Below are 20,615 nucleotides of genomic sequence, written 5' to 3' on the forward strand. Positions count from 1 at the left end.
AGTGGTGCTTCCAATTCATATATTTTGAAATCATAGTAACATCGGGCTTCCGCTCCCGAGGAGGTCCCGGTGTCCCCATGGCCCACCGAACTCGCAGGCCGTATCGACGAACACGTCCTGGACAGCGCCCTGTTGCGCGACAACCCGCTCGGTGACCCGTCGCAACGGCCGCTCTGGGTCTACACCCCACCCGGCTACGACGCCGATCCCGGGCGCCGCTATCCCGTCACGTACCTCCTGCTCGGCTACGCCGGCACCCTCCCGGTCTGGCGCAACCGCACCCCCTACCGGCAACCGGTGCCCGAACTCGTCGACGGGATCTTCGCCCGCGGCGAAGCCCCGCCGATGGTGCTGGTGTTCGTGGACGCCTGGACCACGTACGGCGGCAGCCAGTACATCGACTCGCCGGGGACCGGGCGCTACCACTCGTACCTCTGCGAGGAGATCGTGCCGTGGGTCGACGCCCACTACCGCACGCTCGCCGACCGCGAACACCGCGCGCTGGCGGGGAAGTCGAGCGGCGGACTCGGTGCGATGATCACGCCGATGCTGAGGCCCGACCTGTTCGGCGCCTTCGCGACGCACTCGGGCGACTCGCTGTCGGAGGCCCAGTACATTCCCCATTTCCTCATGGCGGCACGGCACTTGAGGGACTACGACGGCGACATCTTCCGCTGGTGGGACGACTTCCGCTCGCGCGTGGCCTTCACCAGGGACGAGGATCTGCGGCTGCTCGAACTGCTCGGCGTCTCGTCCTGCTTCTCGCCCGCCCCGGACGGCACGCCCCAGTTGCCCTTCGACCCGCGAACGGGCGCGCTCCGCCCGGAGATCTGGCGGCGCTGGCTGGATTGGGACCCGGTGCGGATGGTGCCCGGGCACGCCGGGGCGCTGCGGTCCCAGCGGGCGATCTGGATCGACGCGGGCACCCGCGACGAATGGTTCCTCGACCTGGGCGCGCAGGCGTTCCGCGATGCCCTGGCCGAGGCCGGGGTGGACGACGCGGTCATACGCTTCGAGCTGTTCGACGGAGGCCATCACGCCGTCGAGTACCGGATGCCGCCCGCACTGGCCTGGCTCTCCCGGCGGATGGCGGATCCGAACTGACGAAACGGTGACGGCAAGGGCCGTTTCATGGCCGTCCACGGGCTTCTTCGCGCCATCCGTGCCGACCGGCCACCGGGTGGGGTGCCACCGGAGTCCGCTGGGCAGGTACTGGTGTACGACCCCGGAACGCGGGGTGCGGCGACCGGTGGCTAAGGGTGTGTGACGTGAGGGAGCAGACCGTGTGGCAGTTCTCCGACGATCGTGGACAGTTGTCGACGGCCGAGCGGCGCCCGGCGCGGGTGCTCGCCTACGTCCAGGCCGGAGCGACCCTGTGGGACCACGGCATACGCCCCGGCGCGATATTCGGCTCCGATCACGACGACCGGGCCGTGCCGGACGTGGCGAAGACCGGTTCGCTCCCGTTGGCCGAGGTCGGCTACCTCGGTGCGGGCAGCGCCCTGGACGTGGACACCCTGATGAGCGGTGAGCCCGATCTCGTGGTGGCCGTCAGCTACGGCGGCGGCCATGTCTACGGGCTCGCCCCGGAGACCGCCAAGCATCTGGAGGAGCAGGTACCGGTCGTCGTCATCGACGTGGGGCAGGCACGCACCCTCGCCGAGATCGGCGACCGGTTCGCCCTGCTCGCCCGTTCGCTCGGGGCCGAGGAGCCCGAGGCGGCGACCCAGGACCTGGACGGAGCACGGCACCGGCTGCGCGCGCTCGCCGCCGGCGCGGACGGGCCCAGGGTTGTCGCCCTCTCCCCGGCCGGCCAGGAACGGACGCACCTGGCCCGCCCCCGGATGTGGCCCGAGCTGCGGGTGCTGGCCGAGCTCGGCGTCGGCCTCGTGGAGCCCGCCGAGGGGCCGGGCGCCAACTGGTCCACGGTCGGCTGGGCGGAGGCGGCGGCCCTGCGCCCCGAGGTGGTCCTCGCCGACATCAGGGCCAACGCCACACCGTTCGACGAGCTGCGGGCCAACGCGGACTGGCAGGCGATCGAGCGGGCCGCCCGGGTGGTGCCTTGGAACCCGGAGCCGGTGTGCAGCGCGCGCGCCCACGCGGCCTTCCTGACGCGAGTGGCCGACGCGATGGAGGCGGCCGGGCGCTGAGCACGGGCGGGGTGTGCGCCCTGCGCCCGGCGGGGACGGGCCGCGCGGGCCGACGCCCGTACGGACGTGTCCGATCGCGCGGGACGTACCGGTTCGCGAGGCTTGTCAGGACCACCCGCGCAGACCCCGTACGTCCCCAGGAGCAGGCATGCAGCAGGACAAGCACCCTTCCTACCGTCCCGTCGTCTTCCGCGACCGTTCGGCGGGCTATGCGTTTCTGACCCGGTCCACCGCGTCGAGCGAGCAGACGATCGACTGGGACGACGGCAACAGCTACCCCGTCATCGACGTGGAGATCTCCGCCGAGAGCCACCCCTTCTTCACCGGGAAGGCGCGCGTCGTCGACTCGGAGGGGCAGGTCGCCAAGTTCGAGCGCCGGTACGGGGGCGAGGACGCCTCCTGACCCGCGTACGGACCCGAGTCCCCCGGCCCTCCCCGGAGGGGCGGGGGACTTGCCGCGTCACCCCTCTTGACACCGGCTGCTCACCGGCGACGCGAGCACCGGCACGGCGGCCGACCTCGACTGGACCGGCACCATGTCGGTGCCGTCGACCTGTTCCGGATCGACGGCACCGGCATCCTCGCCTTCTCCGCCCGGGACGAGGGCGCCACGCGCTACCCGCTGTACTGGACCGGACGGTACGAGGGCGACACCTTCACCCCCGACGGGCTCCACCGGCTCGACTACGGGCAGTGCTACCTCTACGCCCCGCAGTCCACCCGCGACGCACTCGGCCGGCGCATCCTCTTCGGCCGGCTCCAGGAGGGCCGCGACGAGGACGCCAGGGCCGAGGCCGGCTGGTGCGGTGTGATGTCGCTGCCGAGCGTCGTCACCCTGGGCGCCGACGGCCGGCTCGCCCAGGCACCCGTCCCGGAACTCGCCCGGCTGCGCCGCGAGGCGGTGCGCACCGGTGCGTTCACCGTGACCGACGGGACGTATCTGCGCCTCGGTGAGGTGCGCGGCGACCAGCTCGACGTCGAGACGACCCTGCTGAACTCCTGTCCTCGGCCGGTCTGACGCTGCTGCCCCCCTGGCGGGGGCCGGCCGGGCGTCGGCCGCGCCCCCGGCCCCGGCCGGCTCCCGAGCGGCTTCCCTCTCCGGCGACCTCGCGCCGATACCCGATCCGCTCGGTCTCACCGGCACCTGGTCCCGTACCGCCGACGGCGGCCGGCGGGTGGTGACCGGAGCCGAACGCAATGCCGTCGCCCTGTCCGAACAGCGCATCGCCGCCGTCGCCGGGTATGCGGCCCGGATCACCGTCGACCCCGGATCGCCCTACGCGGTCGGCTCGCTGGCGGTACGCGCCACCGACGACGGCTCGGCCGGATACGCGGCGAGCGTCGACCCCGACCTGCGCCGCATCCGCCTCCACGACCTGGCGACCGGACACGACCTCGTACCACCGGCCACCGCCGACCTCGCGCCCGGAACCGCCTACCTCCTCGAAGTCACGCTCGACGGGCCCGAGTCGACCGTCAGCCTGGACGGAAAGCAGGTGCTCGCCGCCCGGGACACCGCGTACGGGCACGGCGCCGCCGGGCTGCACGCCTACAACGGCACCGTCGTCTTCGTCGATGTGACCGACACCCACCGCACACGCGGCAGGATCGGGGTCAATATGTTCGGAGGCCGCGCCGCCTACCAGGACACCTTCGTCACCGCACTCCAGGAGACCCCACCCCCATGCTCGACAGACTCGACCTGCTGGTCATCGGCGAATGCGTCGCCGACATCGTCCGGCTGCCGGGTGCGGCCGACCAGGTCCACCCGGGCGGCAGCCCGGCCAACGTCGCGTACGGCCTGGCCCGGCTCGGGCACGGCTCCACCCTGCTCACCCAGCTCGGCCCCGACGCCGACGGCCGGCTGATCAGGGACCATCTCGCCGGTGCCGGGGTCGAGGTCCGCACGGACGGCGCCACGGCCCCCACCCCGTCCGCCGCCGTCACCCTGGACGGGGCGGGCCGGGCCGAGTACACCTTCGACATCACCTGGACGCTCGGCCCGGTATCGCTGGACCGGCCGCCCCACCACGTGCACACCGGTTCCATCGCGGCGGTGATGGAACCGGGGGCGGCCACCGTCCTCGGTGCCGTGGAGTCGCTGCGGGCGTCCGCGACCGTCAGCTACGACCCCAATGTGCGGCCCGAGCTGATGGGGGACCACGAGTCGGCCGTCCGCAGGGTCGAGCGGTGCGTCGCGCTCAGCGATGTGGTCAAGGCCAGCGACGAGGACCTGGAATGGCTGTACCCGGGCCAGGATCCGGAGCGGGTCGCCGAGCGGTGGCTGGCCACCGGCCCGGCACTCGTCCTCGTCACCCGGGGCGGCGACGGCGCGCTGGCCGTACTGCCCGGCGGGCGGGTGACGGTCGACGCGCTGCCCACCGAAGTCGTCGACACGGTGGGGGCGGGCGACGCCTTCATGTCGGGCACCCTGCACGCCCTCGCCGGACACGGGCTGCTCGGCGCGGACGGACGGGAGCGGCTCCGCTCGCTGGACCGGGCCCGGACGGCCGATGTCCTGCGGCACGCGGCGGCCTGTGCCGCGGTGACGGTGGCCCGGGCCGGCGCCAACCCGCCGGACGGGGCGGAGCTGAAGGCGGCACTCGACCGGAGCTGAACACGCCCCGGCCGGGGAACGGGGTGCCCGGAAGCCTTCATCCCCCGGGCACCGCCAGATGCGGGCTGCTGTCGTCGTCGAGGAACTCGACGACGGCGAGGACGAACAGCGCACAGAGCGCGATCCACACCGTGACCAGGCCCGTCGGCCGGTCCCATGCCACCAGGACCGCGGCGGCCACCACGACGACCGTCCAGTTCAGCGGGCGCCTGGCGCGGTGCACCCACCGGCCGACCGGGCCGCCGGTGAACCCGGCCGCGTCCCGTACGGCACCGATGCCGCCGCCCCACATCGCCATGACACGGCCGGCGGCGCGGCCGTCACCGGTGAGCCAGGCGGCGAGGGCCACCACGACGCCGAGCGTGACGACCATGCGGACCAGGGCACGCATCTGACCGACCAGGGCGTCGAAGACCGAACCGGCCGCCGGCTGCGACACCCCGGACGGCAGACTGTCGAGATAGAACGCCCGGCCCACCCACAACACCAGGCCGAGCACCGCGGCACCGGCCGCGACCACGAGCGCCGCCGTGACCAGGGCGCGACGGCGGCGCACCGCGAGGAGCACCCCGCCCGCGGCCAGCACCAGAGTGACCAAGGGCAGCCAGAACCCGATGATCTGGAGGGCCCGGAACCACCTCTGGGCCTTGCCCACCGAATCGGAGGTGAGCACCGTGAAATCGGTGTGGACCTCGGGGATCTCCGCCGCGACGCCCAGCCCCCGGTCGACGAGACGCTGTTTCACCCGGTCGATGACCGGTGCGAGGTCGATGGTGACGGTGTCGTCGGTGAGCTTCACGGCCCCGCCGCCGCTCCCGGACAGCGCCTTCACCGCGGCGGACTGGGCCGCCCGGTTGAGGTCGGTCCAGATCGTCGCGAAGGCGTCACTGGCGACGAACTTCTCCACGGTCCCGTGCACGAAGTTCGAAATGCCCGTGGTGATGGGGCCGTTCAGCTTCGACAGCGCCTTGTCGAGCACCGGCCGGTCCGCGGGGGAGACCTCGGACAGCAGGGCCTTCACATCCAGGTGCTGCATGACGGCACCGGTGACGCGATCGCTCACCGCGGCCTGCACATCGGGGTCGGAGGCGAGCGGCGCCATCATCGCCACATAGTTGTCGGTGTCGCTGATCTGGTTCTTCGCCCAGGACGACACGATGCTGAGCGGAGTGAGAACGGCCGCGACCAGGACGAGCAGCACGGCCAGGAACGAAAGGGCGCGCGGACGGTGCCGGGCCGGGGCACGGTCCTCCAGCACAGCCACCCTGGCACGCAGCTCCTCCAGCTCGGCACCGTCCTGCGGGTGCTTCGGATGATCGTGGTCCGCTTCCATCCCCCCAGGGGACGGCCTGCCACCGCACACGGCACGGCGGGCTGGTCCGGACGGGTGAGGACGGTCACCGTGGCGTGCGGCACCGTTCGGCCCGCCGGAGGCATCGGTGACCCTTTCGGCTCATTGAGCGCATCCTTGCCGGGGCTACGGCCGTTCGACAACCAGTAGGCGTGATCGATTACGGAGGAGGGGGCGGACATGACGAGGGCTGACGTAGGCGTCGCGGTGACCGGGATGGGGCTGGTGACATCGGCGGGCGCGGACGAGCACACCTTCTGGGAGGGGCTGTGCGCCGGTGTGTCCACGGCCCGTGGCTGCGAGGAACTGGCCGGACTGCCGGTCGACTTCGGCTGTCCGGTGGACGGGATCGACCTGGACGCGGCGGTCGGCGGGCGTTCGGTGTGGCGGATGGCACGGTTCGTGAAGATGGCGCTGGTCGCCGCCCGCCAGGCCGTGGCGGACGCCGGTCTGTCGCCCGAGCGGTGGGACGGCGACCGGGTCGCCGTGGTGCTCGGCGTCGGGGTGGGCGGGGTGTCCGTGCTCGTCGACAACGTGCGCAGGCTCGACGACGGCGGAGCGGATGCGGTGTCACCGCTGCTGGTCCCGATGATGATGCCCAACGCGGCCGCCGGGGAGGTGGCCATCGCCCTGCGGGCCCACGGCCCCAGCCTGGCCCCGGCGACCGCCTGCGCGTCAGGGGCGACGGCCGTCGCCGTCGCCCGCGACCTGCTGCTGAACGACCGGTGCGACGTGGTGGTGGCGGGCGGCGCGGAGGCCGTGCTCACCCCGCTGGTGGTGAGCGCCTTCGCGGGAATGGGCGCGCTCTCGCTGCGCACCGGCGATCCGGCGGGGGCGTCGCGGCCGTTCGCCGCGGACCGGGACGGGTTCGTGATCGGCGAGGGCGCCGCCGTGCTCGTACTGGAACGGACGGCCGACGCGTACGCCCGGGGCGGACGGCCGCGGGCACTGCTGACCGGTACGGGCTCCAGCACCGACGCCCACCACCCCACGGCCCCGGACCCGGAGGGCGGCGGCGCGCGCAAGGCCGTCGAGGCCGCGCTGCGCGAGGCGGGCTGGGCGGCCCACGAGGTCGACCACATCAACGCGCACGGCACGTCCACGCAGCTCAACGACGCGATGGAGACCGCTCTGATCTCCGAGCTCTTCCCGCACCGGCCGTCGGTGACCGCACCGAAGGGCGTCCTCGGGCACACCCTCGCGGCGTCCGGGGCGATCGAGGCGGTCGCCACCGTACTGACCCTGGAGCACGGCCTCGTCCCGCCGATCGCCAACCTGGACTCGCTGCCGGACGGGTTCGACCTCGACTGCGTGGTCAAGGAACCCCGGATCCAGCCGGTCGAGCGGGCGCTGAGCCACTCCTTCGGCTTCGGCGGACACAATGTCGTACTCGCCTTCCAGCGCGCCGACGCGGACGGCCCGTCACGGACGGACCCGGGTGTCCTCGCCGTTGCTTGATCGTTTTATTTTCCATGACCGCAACGATCGACAGCCCCTCCGCACAACGATCCACGGAGCTCCTCACCGGTGTGCTCCTCGGCGGCAACTTCCGCCGGGAGCACGGCTTCTGGCAGCGGCTGATCAGCACCGAGCCCTTCCGCCGCCCGGACCGCCGAACCGCCGAGGAGCGCCTGGCTCTCGTGTACGAGCGGCTGCGCGTCCTCAACGACTGCCTGGACAGCGGCGCCCGGCTGGCCGCCGACCCCCGCGCCCTCGCGGCGCTGCACGAATGGCTCGGCCCGGTGGACCCGGCACTCACCACGGTGGCGGGCATCCACTACAACCTCTTTCTCGGCAGCCTCCTCGACCACGGGGGCGACGGCCACCGCGACCTGTCGGACTTCCTGCGGCTTCGGCGCATCGGCACCTTCCTCTGTACGGAGGTGGCACACGGCAACGATGCCGCGGCCGTCGAGACCACGGCCGAGTACGACCGCGAGCGCGACGGCTTCGTGCTGCGCACACCGCACGCCGGTGCGCAGAAATTCATGCCCAACACCAGCCCGGCCGGCGGTCCCAAGACCGGGCTGGTGGCCGCCCGCCTGCTCGTCGACGGCGCCGACCACGGGGTCTTCCTCTTCCTCGTGCATCTCACCGACGCCGAACAGGCCCTGCCCGGGGTACGCGTCCGCACGCTCCCCACCCGCACGGGCAGCCCGGTGGACCACTGCCTGACCTCCTTCGACCGGGTCTTCGTGGGCCGTGCCGCGCTGCTCGACGGGGACCACGGACGGATCGGTGCGGACGGGGAGTTCAGCAGCGCCCTCGACAACCGCAGGCGCCGCTTCCTCGCGTCGATCGGGCGGGTCACCTCCGGCAAGATCTCGATGACGGCCTGCGCTGTCGGCTGTGCGCGCGCGACGCTCGCCGTCGCCGTCCGCTACGGCGGCCACCGGTACATCTCGGGCCCCCGGGGCTCGAACCGGGTGCCGGTGATCGCCCACCGCAGTCACCACGGACCGCTCGCCTCGGCCATGGCCACCGTCTTCGCGATGAGCCTGCTGCACCGCAGGGCCCTGGACCGCTGGGAACGCGGCGAGCGAAGGGAGGAGGCCGAGCGGCTGGTCGCCGTCGCCAAGGGATGGATCACCTGGCAGGCCAGGTCCGTGATCGTGGAATCCCGGGAACGCTGCGGTGCCCAGGCACTCCTGGAGCACAACGGCATGAGTGAACTCCTCACCGGGGTGGAGGGCGCCATCACCGCCGAGGGCGACAATCTGGCCATCCACGCCAAGGCGGCGGCGGAAATGCTCTTCGCCGCCGCACCGGCCGGTCCCGGCTCTTCCTCCGGCGGCGGCCCCGGTGATCTCGACGACCCCGGGTTCCTCGGCGGGCTGCTCGCGGAGCTGGAGCGGATCTGGTTCGGCCGGGCCCGGGAGCGGATCGGCCTCGCACCGCACGGCGACCCGCTGGCGCGGTGGAACGCGGCGTCCGGGCCCGCGCTGCGCGGCGTCGAGGCACACGCCCAGCGGCAGGCGGCCGAGGCGTACGCGGAGGCGGTGGCCGCGCTGCCCGAGGGACCCGCCCGAGACCGGCTCGGCGAGCTGCAGCGGCTCTTCGCGCTGGACCGGATCGCCCGCAACGCCGGTGATCTGCTGGCCACGGGGCTGCTGACCGCCGACCAGGTCAACCGCCTGCCGGACAGGGTGGAGGAGCTCATCACCACGGTCGCCGCCCATCTGCCCGAACTCGTCGAGTCCTTCGCGCTGCCGCCACAACTGCTCGCCGACTGGCCGATCGCCGGAGCCGACTACGTGGACGCCTACGACGATCCGGGAGCTTTCTGGCAGAACGGCGGGGGCCTGGAAGCGGCTCGGGACGAGCGGTGAGGACCATGACGATGAAGGGAACAGCTGTGCGGAGTCGTCGGATCAGAGAGGCGGCCGGGGTCCTCGGGGTACGCGTTGTCCTGCTGGCTTTCTGGGGTACGGCGTCCGTCCTGGCCCGGTGGTGCGGGGAGCGCGGGGAGGTCGGTGGCGAATCGGTTCGGCACAAGGCGTAACTGGAGGCATTCCTCCTAGTTGATTCGGCGTCGGGGCGGTTTCACCGCCGGCCCCGACAGCCGGACCGAATGATGGAGAGAAAGCTGATGAGCGCGATTCACCCCAAGATCACCGAGGTTCTGACACACACCTTCAAAGTCCCCGCAGCGGAGATCCACCCGGGCTCCACGATGGACAGCCTGGAGATGGACTCCCTCGCCGTCGCCGAGTTCGCCGTCCTCATCAGGGAGACGGCCGGCGGCGACCGGGACTTCGACCAGTTCCCCAAGAACGCCACGCTGGCCGACATCACACGGTTCATCGACGCGGCGGACGGCAGCGGCGCGCGGGTGGGCGGCGGGGCAGCGATGAGCAACGCCCGATGAACAGGCCGGCCGTCGCCGTCACCGGCCTGGGCATGATCACCCCGGTCGGCAACGACACGGAATCCACCTGGCAGGGTGTGTGCGCGGGAGTGTCACCGGCCCGTACCGTCGCCGAACTCGAAGGCTGCGCGATCGACTTCGCCTGCATGGTCGACGGCATCGACCTGGACGCCGCGATCGGCGGCCGGGCGTCCTTCCGCATGGGGAAGTACGTGAAACTCGCCGTGCTCGCCGCCCGGGAGGCGGTCGCCGACGCCGGGCTCGACCCGGCCCGGTGGGAGGGCAGCCGGGTCGCGGTGGTCGTCGGCACCAGCAGCGGCGGTTCCGCCTCGCTGACCGAGCAGGCCGTCGTGCTCGACCGGCTCGGCGCCGGGGCCACCTCGCCGTCGGGCATCCTGCTCACCATCCCGAACATGCCCGCCGCCGAGATCGCGATCCAGCTGCGGGCCACCGGCCCCAGCATGGCGCCGTGCACCGCCTGCTCGTCCGGCGCCACCGCGCTGTCCGTCGCCCGCGACCTGCTGGTCACCGGGCAGTGCGACATCGCGATCGCCGGAGCCACCGAGTCGATCGTCTACCCGGCCGCCATGGCCGCGTTCGCCAGGTCCGGAGCCGGGGCCCGGCGGGACGGCGACCCGGCCGGACTGTGCCGGCCCTTCGCCGCCGACCGGGCCGGCCTGGTCATGGGCGAGGGCGCGGCCGTCATGGTGCTGGAACGGACGGACGACGCGCGGGCCCGGGACGCGGCCCCACGGGCGCTGCTCGCAGGCACCGGCGCCACCACCGACGCCCACCACCCCATCAGCCCGCGCCCCTCCGGCAGGGTCGCCCAGGCAGCGGTGGAGGCCGCACTGCGCGACGCGGGCTGGGCGGCCGAGGACGTCGAGCACGTCAACGCGCACGGCACGGCCACCCCGGTCAACGACGCCGTCGAGGCCGCCCTCATCGCCCGGGTCTACCCGCACCGGCCACCCGTCACCGCACCCAAGGGCGTACTGGGGCACTGCATGGGGGCGGCCGGAGCGATCGAGGCCGGACTGACCGTCCTCACGCTCCAGCGCGGAGTCGTACCTCCGATCGCCAACCTGGACGCCCCGGCGCCCGAGTTCGACATCGACTGCGTCACCAAGCAACCTCTGCGGCGGCCCATCAGGCGCGCCGTCAGCCATTCCTTCGGATTCGGCGGCCACAACGCCGTCATCGCCCTTCAGCGTCCCTGAGGACCGTTCCGCAGGCAGCAGGCAGGTGGTGCGACGGGAAGACGGCCCGGCGTACCACCGGCCACCACTGCCCGTGAGCCGCACAACCGCCCGTGACCTGCACAGAGGCACGTGATAGCTTGCCGGGGCCAGTCAAACTCCACGTAGGGGTCAGGGAATCCGGTGCGAATCCGGAACTGACGCGCAGCGGTGAGGGGGACGGGCGGGGCCACGGCCACTGGGACCACCCTCGGGTGCCCGGGAAGGCGCCCCGTCCGAAAGAACCCGAGTCCGAAGACCTGCTGGCATCCGCGGTCCGGTGCCGGACCGCGGGACTCCGTACAACGGGCTCCGCGCATGGGCCCAGAGACGCAGAGGGACTCCGTGACGTCCATAGCCAGCTCCGTCCGCACCATCGCCCTGTTCTCGGCGGGACTCGTCCTGCTGACCGCCTGCGGAGGCGGAGCCGGTGAACCCGGCGCGAAACCGGGCCCCGCGGACGGATATCCGGTGACGCTGAAGAACTGCGGACGCACCGTCACCGTCGAGGCCGCGCCGCGCCGCGCCGTACCGGTGGACCAGGGATCGGCCGAGATTCTGCTCTCCCTCGGTCTCGCCGACAGGATGGCCGCCACCGCCACCTGGACCGACCCGGTGATGAAGGGCCTGGAGAAGGCCAACGCCCAGGTACCCAGGATCTCGGACAACCGGCCGTCCTCGGAGAAGGTCCTCGACCGGGAACCCGACTTCGTCAGCGCCTCGTTCGCATCGACCCTCGCCAAGGGCGGCGTCGCCCCCCGCGAACAGTTCGAATCGCTCGGCGTGCCCACCTATGTCTCGCCCGCCGACTGCACCGGCAAGGACAACAGCGGCGGCGGCGACGGAGCCCGTACCGCGCCGCTCACCATGGAGAGCGTCTACGGCGAAGTGCACGACCTGGCCCGGGTGTTCGGCGTACCGGAGCGCGGCGACGCGCTCGTGGCGCGGCTGCGGGACCGGGTGAAGAAGGCGACCGAGGGCATCGACGCCTCCGGCACCACCCTCCTGTACTGGTTCTCCGACTCCAAGGCCCCGTACCTGGCCGGCTGCTGCGGAGCACCCGGCGTCATCACCGAAGCGCTCGGCGCGAAGAACGTCTTCGACGACACCCACGAGGAATGGCCCCAGATCAGCTGGGAGACCGTCGCCGACCGCAACCCCGACGTCCTGGTCATCGGCGACCTGACCCGCAGGGCCCAGACCGCCGAGAGCGCCGCGAAGAAGATCGAGTTCCTGGAGTCCAACCCCGTCACGAAGAACATGGACGCCGTCAGGCACAAGCGGTACGTCCTGCTCAGCGGCCAGTCCATGAACCCGTCCATCCGCACGGTCGAGGGCGTCGAACGCGTCGCCGCCGGGCTGCGCCGGTTCGGGCTCGCGGGGTGACGCCGACCGAACCCGGCACGGCGGTGGCCGCTCCGGCGGCCCCCACCGCGTCGGCGCGCACCACGAGTCGCGTACGGCGGCTGCGCGGCGGGGCCCTGTGGGCCGGCGGCATCGCGTTGCTCGTCGGCTCCGTCGCGGTCGCCGTCACCATCGGACCCGCCCGCATCTCGGTGGCCGACGTCTGGTCCGCGGTCGCCGCCCACCTCGGCTGGGGGCGGTCACAGCTCTCCCCGATCCGGGACGGCATCATCTGGAACCTGCGCATGCCGCGCACCCTGCTGGCCGCGGTGTGCGGCGCCGGGCTCGCGGTGTGCGGCACCGTCATGCAGTCGCTGCTGCGCAACCCGCTCGCCGACCCGTTCGTCCTCGGTGTCTCCTCCGGCGCGTCCACCGGCGCGGTCGTGGTCGTCGTCCTCGGTGTCGGCGGGGGAGCGGTGTCGATCTCGGCCGGCGCGTTCGTCGGGGCGCTCGGCTCGTTCGCCCTCGTGCTGCTGCTCAGCCACACCCTGGGCGGCACCACCGACCGGGTGGTGCTCTCCGGTGTCGCGGCCATGCAGTTGTTCTCCGCGCTCACCTCCTTCGTCGTGATGACCGCCGCCGACGCCGAGCAGACCCGCGGGGTGCTGTTCTGGCTGCTCGGCTCGCTCAGCGGGGTCGGCTGGACCGATGTGTGGGTCTGCGCCGCCGTTCTCGCCGTGACCCTGCTGATCTGCCTGGGCCATGCCCGTACGCTCGACGCCTTCGCGTTCGGGCAGGACGCCGCCGCCACGCTCGGCGTCCATGTCGCGCGTACCCGGATCGTGCTGCTGTGCACGACCGCGCTGCTGACCGCCGCACTCGTCAGCTCGGCCGGCGCCATCGGTTTCGTCGGTCTGGTACTGCCGCACGCCGCCCGTGCCCTCGCCGGTTCCGGGCACCGGCGGCTGCTGCCGGTCACGGCGCTGGCCGGGGCCGTGTTCCTGGTCTGGGTCGACACCCTCGCCAGGACGGTCCTCGACCCGCAGGAGGTGCCCGTGGGCGTGGTCACCGCGCTGATCGGTGTGCCCGCGTTCGTCCTGGTCCTGTACCGCACCCGGCGGACCACATGACGGACGCGGCGGCCGCCGGGCTGCGTGCCGAACGGGTCAGCCGGGCGGCAGGCGGCCGCCTCATACTCGACGGGGTCGACCTCGCCCCGCAGCCGGGCGCCACGGTGGGGCTGATCGGACCGAACGGTTCCGGCAAGTCGACCCTGCTGCGCGTGCTGGCGGGAGTCCTCGCCCCGGAGACCGGCATGGTCACCCTCGACGGACTGCGGCTCGCCGATATCGGCCGCCGCACCGTCGCCCGGCGGGTCGCGGTGGTCGACCAGCATGCCGTCACCCAGGTCGAGCTGAGCGTGCTCGACGTGGTACGGCTCGGGCGCATCCCGCACCGCAGGGCCTGGTCGGCGCCGGACCGGGCGGACGACGAGGCGGTACGCGAAGCACTCGCGCGGACCGGCCTGGCCAACCGCGCCGACCAGTCCTGGCACACCCTGTCCGGGGGCGAGCGCCAGCGCGTCCAGATCGCGCGTGCGCTGGCCCAGCAGCCGCGCGAGCTGCTGCTCGACGAGCCGACGAACCACCTCGACATCCAGCACCAGCTGGAACTCCTCGCGTTGATCGCCTCGCTGCCGCTGACCGGTGTGATCGCGCTGCACGACCTCAACCTGGCCGCGATGTTCTGCGACCGGATCGCGGTACTGAAGCAGGGGCGGGTGGTGGCCGCCGGTACCCCCACGGAAGTGATCACCGAGGAGCTGATCGCCGACGTGTACCGGGTCGCCGCCCGCGTCACGCCGGAAGGCCCGGACGGACGGCCCTCGGTGCGCTTCCTGCCGGGGCGGCCTGCGGGGACGTAGCGTCCGGCGCGGGCACCACGGGAGCGATCGGGTGCCACGAAAGCCGTTGGGTGCCTGAAGAGCGGTCGGGTGCCACGAGAGCGGGCGGCTGCCTCGAACGCGGTCGGGCGGACCCCGGCACTGCGCGGGTCCGCCCTGAGAGCTGTCCGGGTGCGGCCGTTCACCGCGGTGTGCGGTACGGGGTCAGCGGCGGCGCCCCCGGCCGAATTCGCCGCCCGTGTCCTTGCCGCCGATGTCGGAGCCGTCCGCGTAGTCGATCTGCTCCTTGCGGAGTTCGGCGGAGACCTCCTTCTGCTCGGTCACCTTCTTGGTCTCCATCCGCACCCGCTCGACGGGCACGGTCTCCTTGCGTGTGGTCGGACGTTCCGCGTGCAGGGTTACCTCGACGTCCTGCTCGCGGATCGCGGCCCGTTCCGCCGTCTTCTCGCCGGGCTGGAGGGGTTCACGGATCAGGCGCACCTCTTCGTGCGTCACCGGCACGGTCCTGGTGACGTTCTCGGTGACGACGTACTTGTGCAGCCGGGCCTTTCCGCTCTCGTACTCCTCGGTGCCGACGTGGAGTTGCTCCTCGGAGCGGATCATCTCCTCCTTGCCGCCCAGGTCGGCGGCGGACCGTTCGGAGCCCGCCCCGGCGCCGACGAGGGGACGCGAGGTGCCGGCCGCCCCGGTGCCGCGGTGCCCGCCCTGGCCCGGACCGGAACCGGCGCCGGCCATGCCGGACGAGGTGGTCCGGGCCGTGCCCGTACCGGAGGCGGTGGTGCCGGTCATGGCCGACTTGTCGGACCCGGTGGTGCGTCCGGCGCCGGCCGCGCCCATGGCCCCGGCCGCCCCGGCGGCTCCCGCCGCTCCCATGGCCGTGGTGCCCGTCCCGGACACCGTCGTGTTGCCCGTGCCCGGCCGGTCGCCGAGCTTCGCGGTGGTGTTCCTGGCGAGGCCGTAGTGCTTGTAGAGCTCTTCCTCCTCCGCCACGGACAGATGCGCGTCCGCGTCCACCCGGGGAGCGTCCTTGACGCGGTCCTTCGGGTGCGAGATGTGCAGATCGGATCCGACGCGGCGGGCTCCGGCAAGCGGAACGAAACTCTCCTTCATGCCGAACAGGCCGGTCTTCACCGTTATCCAGTCCGGTCGGCCGGTGTTGTCGTCGACGTACACCCGGCCCACACTGCCGACCTTCTCGCCGTCGGTGTCGTACACCGTCAGGCCGTCGAGCTCTCCGGAATCCGTGAAACCGTCAGCGGCTGCCATGACCGATTCCTCCTCGTCCGGGCGCGTCCTGTGGCTTGAAGCCATCAGAGGAGGCGCGTCCGCCTTCCATCGCGCCTCACCCGGATGGACGCTGCAACCGCCCGGTCCGCAACGGCCGCCTGCCGCATGCTCGGCGGTTGGGCGGTGACCGCCTGCCACGGCGGTGGGCACCCCGTCCACGGATTAGGCCATTCGGGTGAAGCGGGCGGAAGGTGCGGCCGGGCGGTCCCCGACGCGCGGCACGGCCTGCACGGTCGTACCGGGAGCATGATCGGCGACCGGCGAGGAGGGAGTCGTCACCGAGCGGTACCCGCACCAACTCCTCGTCGTGCGGAAGGCGTTGTGAACTCCGGCAACCCGCCCTCCCGCCGGTGCCGCCGACCGTAGGATCGGCACCGTTCGAACAGGCTGCCACCCACCTCGCCCGTCGGCCACGGCCACCGGCCCACCAGCGTCTGGAGACCTCGATGACAGGCACCCCGCACCGCCTGGACCCGGCCGGCGGCTGCCCGCACGAGGACAACGCCATGCTGCTGGCCCGGGGGACCGTGGCATCCGTCGTGCTCCCCGGCGACGTGGCCGGGGCGGTGGTGCTCGGGCACGACGCGCTCCGGGAATTCCTCGCACACCCCGACGTGGCCAAGGGCGCCCACCACTTCACCGAACTCGCCGAGGGGCGCATCCCGGACGGCTGGCCGCTCAGGACCTTCGCCACCGTGCAGGGCATGACCACCGCGGACGGCGACGACCACCGACGGCTGCGCTCACTGGTCACCAACGCGTTCACCGCACGGCGGGTGGAAGAACTGCGGCCCCGCATCGCGACGGTGACCGCGGAACTGCTCGACCGCGTCGACCGTTCCGCCGCCGAGGGCGACGGAACGGTGGATCTGCGCTCCCGGTTCGCCCTGCCGCTGCCGATGGGCGTCATCTGCGAGCTGCTCGGCGTCGAGGCCGAGCACCAGGACCGGCTGCACCACCTGTCCGGCCGGGTGGTCGCGACCGATACCGGCCCGGAGGAAGCGATGGCCGCCAACCGGGAGCTGGTGGCCCTGCTCGGAGCGGTCGCCGCCGCCCGTGCCGAGCGGCCCGGCGCCGACCTGACCAGCGCGCTGATCGCCGCCCGCGACGAGGGCGGCGGCCGGCTCGGACAGCACGAACTCATCGGCACCCTGCTTCTGTTGATCATCGCGGGGCACGAGACCACGCTGAACCTCATCACCAACGCCGTACGGGCGCTGTGCACCCATCCCGAACAGCTCCGGCTCGTCACAACCGGGCGGGCGGGCTGGGCGGACGTGGTGGAGGAGACGCTGCGCTGGGACAGCCCGGTCAGCTACTTCCCGTTCCGCTACCTGACCCGGGACCTCACCCTCGACGGCACCGTCATTCCGCAGGGCACCCCCGTGCTCGCCGGCTACTCCGCGGCCGGACGGGACAAGGCCGCGCACGGACCCGACGCCGACCGCTTCGATGTGACCAGGCCCGCCCGCCGGACCGCCGCCCGGCACCTCTCGCTCGGCCACGGCCCGCACTACTGCCTCGGGGCGCCTCTCGCCCGCATGGAGGCCGCCATCGCGCTGGAGCAGCTGTTCGGCCGCTTCCCGGAACTGGAACTCGCCGTCCCGGAGACCGAGCTGCCCCGCCACCCGGGCTTCGTCGGCAACAGTACGGGACGGCTCCCCGTGCGGCTCCGCCCGTAGAGCCGGAACCCCGGCGCATTCACGTCGGCACATATGATCGACGGGCCAAGAACCGACCGTCTTCCTGCCGCGCCACCGGGGGTGCCCCATCAGTTCCGTACGCATCCGGCTGCCCGAACAGCGCGGCGAACTGCTGGCCCGGCAGGAGGACGGTGAACAACTGCACCACCTGGTGTGGCGGCTCGGGCCGGGGTGGCGGGTGTGCGGCAGCGCCGTGCTCGGCGGCGGCATCGGCCCGCGCGACTGGATACTCAACGCCCAGGTGCCCGGCGGCTACCCGCGTCTGGACCCCGACCGGCACCTCGCCGAGATCGCCGCCGCCGAACACCTCACCGGACCCGGCGCCGGGCTGATGACTGCCGCCGACGTCACCGCGTACACGGTCGCGGCCCAAGAGGGCGTGACCGCGACCGCCACCTGCGGACTCGGCGTACGCGGCTGGGCCGCCGCCCCGGCAGAGGGCACAGAAGGGCCGCCGCGACCGGGCACGATCAACATCGTCGTCACGCTCCCTGTGCCGCTCTCCGACGCCGCACTCGTCAACGCCGTCGCCACCGCCACCGAGGCCAAGGTCCAGGCTCTCCTGGACGCGGGCCTGGACTGCTCGGGCACCCCCACGGACGCCGTCTGCATCGCCGCCCCCACCCCGGGACCCGCCCCCGCCGAACCCTTCGCGGGGCCGCGCTCCCTGTGGGGCGCGCGACTCGCCAGGGCGGTGCACGCTGCCGTCCTCGAAGGCGCACTGCGGCAATCCTGAGAATCCACAGCGCCGCGAGCCGACCCCGGGCCCGGCCGACGAAGGGAGCCCCCTCATGACATCGAGCACTGCGGACGCCACCGGGGGACGGCCGGTCGTCGCCGTCCTCGGCACCGGAATCATGGGTTCGGGAATGGCCCGGAGTCTGCTGCGGGCCGGACTCGACGTCCGCGCCTGGAACCGTACGCAGTTCAGGGCCGCCCCGCTCGCCGCCGACGGCGCCGTGGTCACGGAGACGGCCGAGGAAGCCGTACGCGGCGCGGATGTCGTCGTCACCATGCTCAGCGACGGCCCCTCCGTCGCCGCCGCGCTCGCCGCCGCGTCCGGGGGAGTGCACGAGGGCCAGATCCTGCTCCAGAGCTCGACGGTCGGGCTCGACGCCACCGTCGATCTCGCCCGGCGCGCCGCCGACCTGGGCCTGGTATATCTCGACGCGCCGGTCTCCGGTACCAAACAGCCCGCGGAACAAGGGGCGTTGACGGTCTTCGTCGCCGGCCCGTCCGCCGCCCGTGCCGCGGTCGACCCGGTGCTGGACGCGATCGGGCAGCGTACGGTCTGGGTCGGCGAGGCCCCGGGAGCGGCCTCACGGCTGAAGCTCGTGGTCAACACCTGGGTGCTCACCATGGTCAACAACATCGCGGAATGCCTCAACCTCGCGGAAGGGCTGGGCATCGACCCGCAGACGTTCCTCGACGTCATGAAGGGCGGCCCGCTGGACTCCGCCTATCTGCAGGGCAAGTCCGCCGCCGTGCTCTCCGGCGACCTCACCCCGAGCTTCACCCTGTCCACCGCGCTCAAGGACACCCGCCTCATCCTGGACGCGGCGCAGGCGTCGGGGGTGCGGCTGGACCTCGTCGCGGCGTCGGCCGACCGTTTCGTACGGGCCGAGGAGGCGGGACACGGCGGCGAGGACCTGATCGCCACCTACTACGCGGGCCGGGCCGAGGAGCGGGACAGCGACTGAGCCGCCCCACGACGGGCTGCACGGGCGGCGCCGCTCCCCGGAGCCGTCAGACGACCCGCACCTCGTGCCGGACCACGGCATCGAAGAGGTAGCCCTGTGTGTTGTGGACGGCGGCCTCGGGCTGGGTACGGCCCGTCCGGTCCGTCGCCCGCGCCAGCAGGACGGCCGGCCCCGGGGCCCCCGGCACCCAGTCGGCCGACCAGCGGACCCAGCTCCCGCTCCTCGGCTGGTCACGCAGGCGGGCGCGCCGCCACCGGACACCCCCGTCGGTGCTGACCTCGACCGTGCGCACGGGTGCTCCGCCCGACCACGAGCGCCCCGTCAGCACCTGGCGACGGCCCACCGGGAACGACGCCCCCGGCGCCACCTCGAACGCGCTCTTCAGCGTCTGCCGGGTCAGCGGCGCGCTGCCCTCCGGCGGATACCCGGCGCCGAACAGCCGGTAGAGCCCGGTGTTCCAGGGCGAGACCAGGGGCTCCGCGCTCACCTCGATGTCACCGACCCACTTGATGTTGGCGATGCCCACCCAGGACGGCACGATCAGCCGCACCGGATGGCCGTGGTCGGGCGGCAGCGGCCGGCCGTTCATCTCGTACGCGAGCAGCACGTCGTCCAGAGCCTTCGCCACCGGCAGCGGTCTGCGCACCCGCCCCAGCCGGATCCCGTCGCCGACCACCTCGTCGTCCAGGCCGCGCGGCAGCACATCGACCGCGTCCCGGCCGATGCCGGCCCGCCGCAGCACATCGGAGAGCCGCGCCCCGCGCCAGCGGGCCGTCCCGATCGCGCCCAGGGTCCAGGCGGTGCCGCTCACCTGCTGGTTCTGCTGGGTCGCGTAGAAGCTCCGGGCGTTGCCCGCGCACTCGACGAACGCGGTGCGGGTGACCGCGGGCAGGGCACGCAGCTCGTCGTACGTGAACTCCACGGCGGGGCCCGTCAGCCCACTGCCCCACACGGTCAGCCTCCAGGCCGCCGCGTCGATCCGCGGGGTGACGGTGTGATTGCGTACGAAGAAGCGGTCCGCCGGGGTGAGCAGCCCGGTCCGGCGCAGCGCCGCGAAGTTCGTCTCGGCGTTGGTGCCGCGCACGGTGAACACCTCGGGCGGCAGCGGTTTCACGATCCCGGGCGCGGACGGCGCACCGGCGGCGGGCGCCGCGTACGCGGGAGCGGCGAGCCCGGCCAGGGGCCCGGCCGCCGAAGCGGCCGCCAGCAGCCTCAGCAGATCCCGCCGGTCGATCCCGGCGGACCGCGCGGCACCTCGTGACCACTGACGCAGGCGCAGCCCGTCGTAGGCGGCCTCGGACGGCGGAACGGATCTCATGGGCAACTCCGGGGGAGGAGAGCGAGGACGAGCGGACGGCCGGACGACGACGGGGCGTCAGCGGCCCCGGGCAATCGCCGCTGCGGCTCAGCTGCTGTTCAACGGAGCGGTGCACGGCAGGAGTTGCGACGACACG

At 72.9% G+C, this 20,615-nt stretch carries 18 protein-coding genes and 1 riboswitch; of the genes, 15 read left to right on the forward strand and 3 right to left on the reverse strand.

Going from position 1 to position 20,615, the window contains the following annotated elements; translation table 11 throughout:
* Window positions 1-69 precede the first annotated feature (69 nt).
* The 5 genes from ACFYY7_RS28920 to ACFYY7_RS28940 all read left to right on the forward strand — a co-directional run bounded on the left by ACFYY7_RS28920 (window position 70) and on the right by ACFYY7_RS28940 (window position 4,767).
* Window positions 70-1,104, forward strand: coding sequence for an alpha/beta hydrolase (locus ACFYY7_RS28920; RefSeq protein WP_388665878.1), 1,035 nt, complete (start codon window positions 70-72; stop codon window positions 1,102-1,104).
* 164 nt (window positions 1,105-1,268) lie between these two features.
* The gene (locus ACFYY7_RS28925) at window positions 1,269-2,150 is read left to right on the forward strand and encodes an ABC transporter substrate-binding protein (protein ID WP_388665881.1); all 882 of its coding nucleotides are present in this window, start codon (window positions 1,269-1,271) and stop codon (window positions 2,148-2,150) included.
* A 148-nt stretch (window positions 2,151-2,298) separates the two neighbouring features.
* On the forward strand, window positions 2,299-2,553 hold the full coding sequence (locus tag ACFYY7_RS28930) for a type B 50S ribosomal protein L31 (RefSeq protein ID WP_093540855.1): 255 nt from the start codon (window positions 2,299-2,301) through the stop codon (window positions 2,551-2,553).
* A 66-nt stretch (window positions 2,554-2,619) separates the two neighbouring features.
* Window positions 2,620-3,168, forward strand: a complete 549-nt coding sequence (locus tag ACFYY7_RS28935) for a hypothetical protein (protein ID WP_388665884.1) — start codon at window positions 2,620-2,622, stop codon at window positions 3,166-3,168.
* Window positions 3,169-3,834: 666 nt separating this feature from the next.
* Complete coding sequence (locus ACFYY7_RS28940) at window positions 3,835-4,767, forward strand: carbohydrate kinase (RefSeq protein ID WP_388665887.1); 933 nt, start codon at window positions 3,835-3,837, stop codon at window positions 4,765-4,767.
* A 37-nt stretch (window positions 4,768-4,804) separates the two neighbouring features.
* Here ACFYY7_RS28940 and ACFYY7_RS28945 read toward each other — a convergent pair whose 3' ends face one another.
* On the reverse strand, window positions 4,805-6,100 hold the full coding sequence (locus ACFYY7_RS28945; RefSeq protein WP_388665889.1) for a hypothetical protein: 1,296 nt from the start codon (window positions 6,098-6,100) through the stop codon (window positions 4,805-4,807).
* Between the two features lie 198 nt (window positions 6,101-6,298).
* On the opposite strand from ACFYY7_RS28945, the gene ACFYY7_RS28950 reads away from it, so the two are divergent.
* The 7 genes from ACFYY7_RS28950 to ACFYY7_RS28980 all read left to right on the forward strand — a co-directional run bounded on the left by ACFYY7_RS28950 (window position 6,299) and on the right by ACFYY7_RS28980 (window position 14,492).
* Window positions 6,299-7,576, forward strand: coding sequence for a beta-ketoacyl-[acyl-carrier-protein] synthase family protein (locus ACFYY7_RS28950; protein WP_388665892.1), 1,278 nt, complete (start codon window positions 6,299-6,301; stop codon window positions 7,574-7,576).
* Between the two features lie 14 nt (window positions 7,577-7,590).
* The gene (locus ACFYY7_RS28955) at window positions 7,591-9,447 is read left to right on the forward strand and encodes an acyl-CoA dehydrogenase (protein WP_388665895.1); all 1,857 of its coding nucleotides are present in this window, start codon (window positions 7,591-7,593) and stop codon (window positions 9,445-9,447) included.
* A 260-nt stretch (window positions 9,448-9,707) separates the two neighbouring features.
* Entirely contained in the window at window positions 9,708-9,986 is a 279-nt protein-coding gene (locus tag ACFYY7_RS28960; protein ID WP_351256238.1) for an acyl carrier protein, read from the forward strand.
* On the forward strand, window positions 9,983-11,206 hold the full coding sequence (locus ACFYY7_RS28965) for a beta-ketoacyl-[acyl-carrier-protein] synthase family protein (RefSeq protein ID WP_388665898.1): 1,224 nt from the start codon (window positions 9,983-9,985) through the stop codon (window positions 11,204-11,206). The genes ACFYY7_RS28960 and ACFYY7_RS28965 overlap by 4 nt, the downstream gene beginning before the upstream one ends.
* A gap of 112 nt (window positions 11,207-11,318) precedes the next feature.
* Window positions 11,319-11,507, forward strand: a riboswitch (cobalamin riboswitch).
* Between the two features lie 35 nt (window positions 11,508-11,542).
* Entirely contained in the window at window positions 11,543-12,610 is a 1,068-nt protein-coding gene (locus ACFYY7_RS28970) for an ABC transporter substrate-binding protein (RefSeq protein ID WP_388665901.1), read from the forward strand.
* Complete coding sequence (locus ACFYY7_RS28975; RefSeq protein WP_388665903.1) at window positions 12,607-13,698, forward strand: FecCD family ABC transporter permease; 1,092 nt, start codon at window positions 12,607-12,609, stop codon at window positions 13,696-13,698. Before ACFYY7_RS28970 ends, ACFYY7_RS28975 begins: the two co-directional genes overlap by 4 nt.
* Window positions 13,695-14,492, forward strand: a complete 798-nt coding sequence (locus ACFYY7_RS28980; protein ID WP_388665906.1) for an ABC transporter ATP-binding protein — start codon at window positions 13,695-13,697, stop codon at window positions 14,490-14,492. The genes ACFYY7_RS28975 and ACFYY7_RS28980 overlap by 4 nt, the downstream gene beginning before the upstream one ends.
* Window positions 14,493-14,675: 183 nt before the next feature.
* Here the strand turns inward: ACFYY7_RS28980 and ACFYY7_RS28985 are convergent, their stop codons facing one another.
* A complete protein-coding gene (locus ACFYY7_RS28985; protein WP_388665909.1) occupies window positions 14,676-15,737 on the reverse strand; it encodes a PRC and DUF2382 domain-containing protein in 1,062 nt (353 codons plus the stop codon).
* Between the two features lie 467 nt (window positions 15,738-16,204).
* Between ACFYY7_RS28985 and ACFYY7_RS28990 the strand changes: the two genes are divergently transcribed.
* The 3 genes from ACFYY7_RS28990 to ACFYY7_RS29000 all read left to right on the forward strand — a co-directional run bounded on the left by ACFYY7_RS28990 (window position 16,205) and on the right by ACFYY7_RS29000 (window position 19,161).
* Window positions 16,205-17,440: a cytochrome P450 gene (locus ACFYY7_RS28990; protein WP_388665912.1), complete on the forward strand. Its 1,236-nt coding sequence runs from the start codon at window positions 16,205-16,207 to the stop codon at window positions 17,438-17,440.
* Window positions 17,441-17,612: 172 nt separating this feature from the next.
* Window positions 17,613-18,197 (forward strand): adenosylcobinamide amidohydrolase, encoded by a 585-nt coding sequence (locus tag ACFYY7_RS28995; RefSeq protein ID WP_388665915.1) that lies wholly within the window; start codon window positions 17,613-17,615, stop codon window positions 18,195-18,197.
* A 55-nt stretch (window positions 18,198-18,252) separates the two neighbouring features.
* On the forward strand, window positions 18,253-19,161 hold the full coding sequence (locus ACFYY7_RS29000; RefSeq protein ID WP_388665918.1) for an NAD(P)-dependent oxidoreductase: 909 nt from the start codon (window positions 18,253-18,255) through the stop codon (window positions 19,159-19,161).
* A 46-nt stretch (window positions 19,162-19,207) separates the two neighbouring features.
* Here the strand turns inward: ACFYY7_RS29000 and ACFYY7_RS29005 are convergent, their stop codons facing one another.
* A complete protein-coding gene (locus tag ACFYY7_RS29005) occupies window positions 19,208-20,479 on the reverse strand; it encodes a sulfite oxidase (RefSeq protein ID WP_388665921.1) in 1,272 nt (423 codons plus the stop codon).
* Between the last annotated feature and the right edge of the window lie 136 nt (window positions 20,480-20,615).

It is taken from the genome of Streptomyces sp. NPDC001933, from assembly GCF_042890955.1.
Taxonomy (GTDB): Bacteria; Actinomycetota; Actinomycetes; order Streptomycetales; family Streptomycetaceae; genus Streptomyces.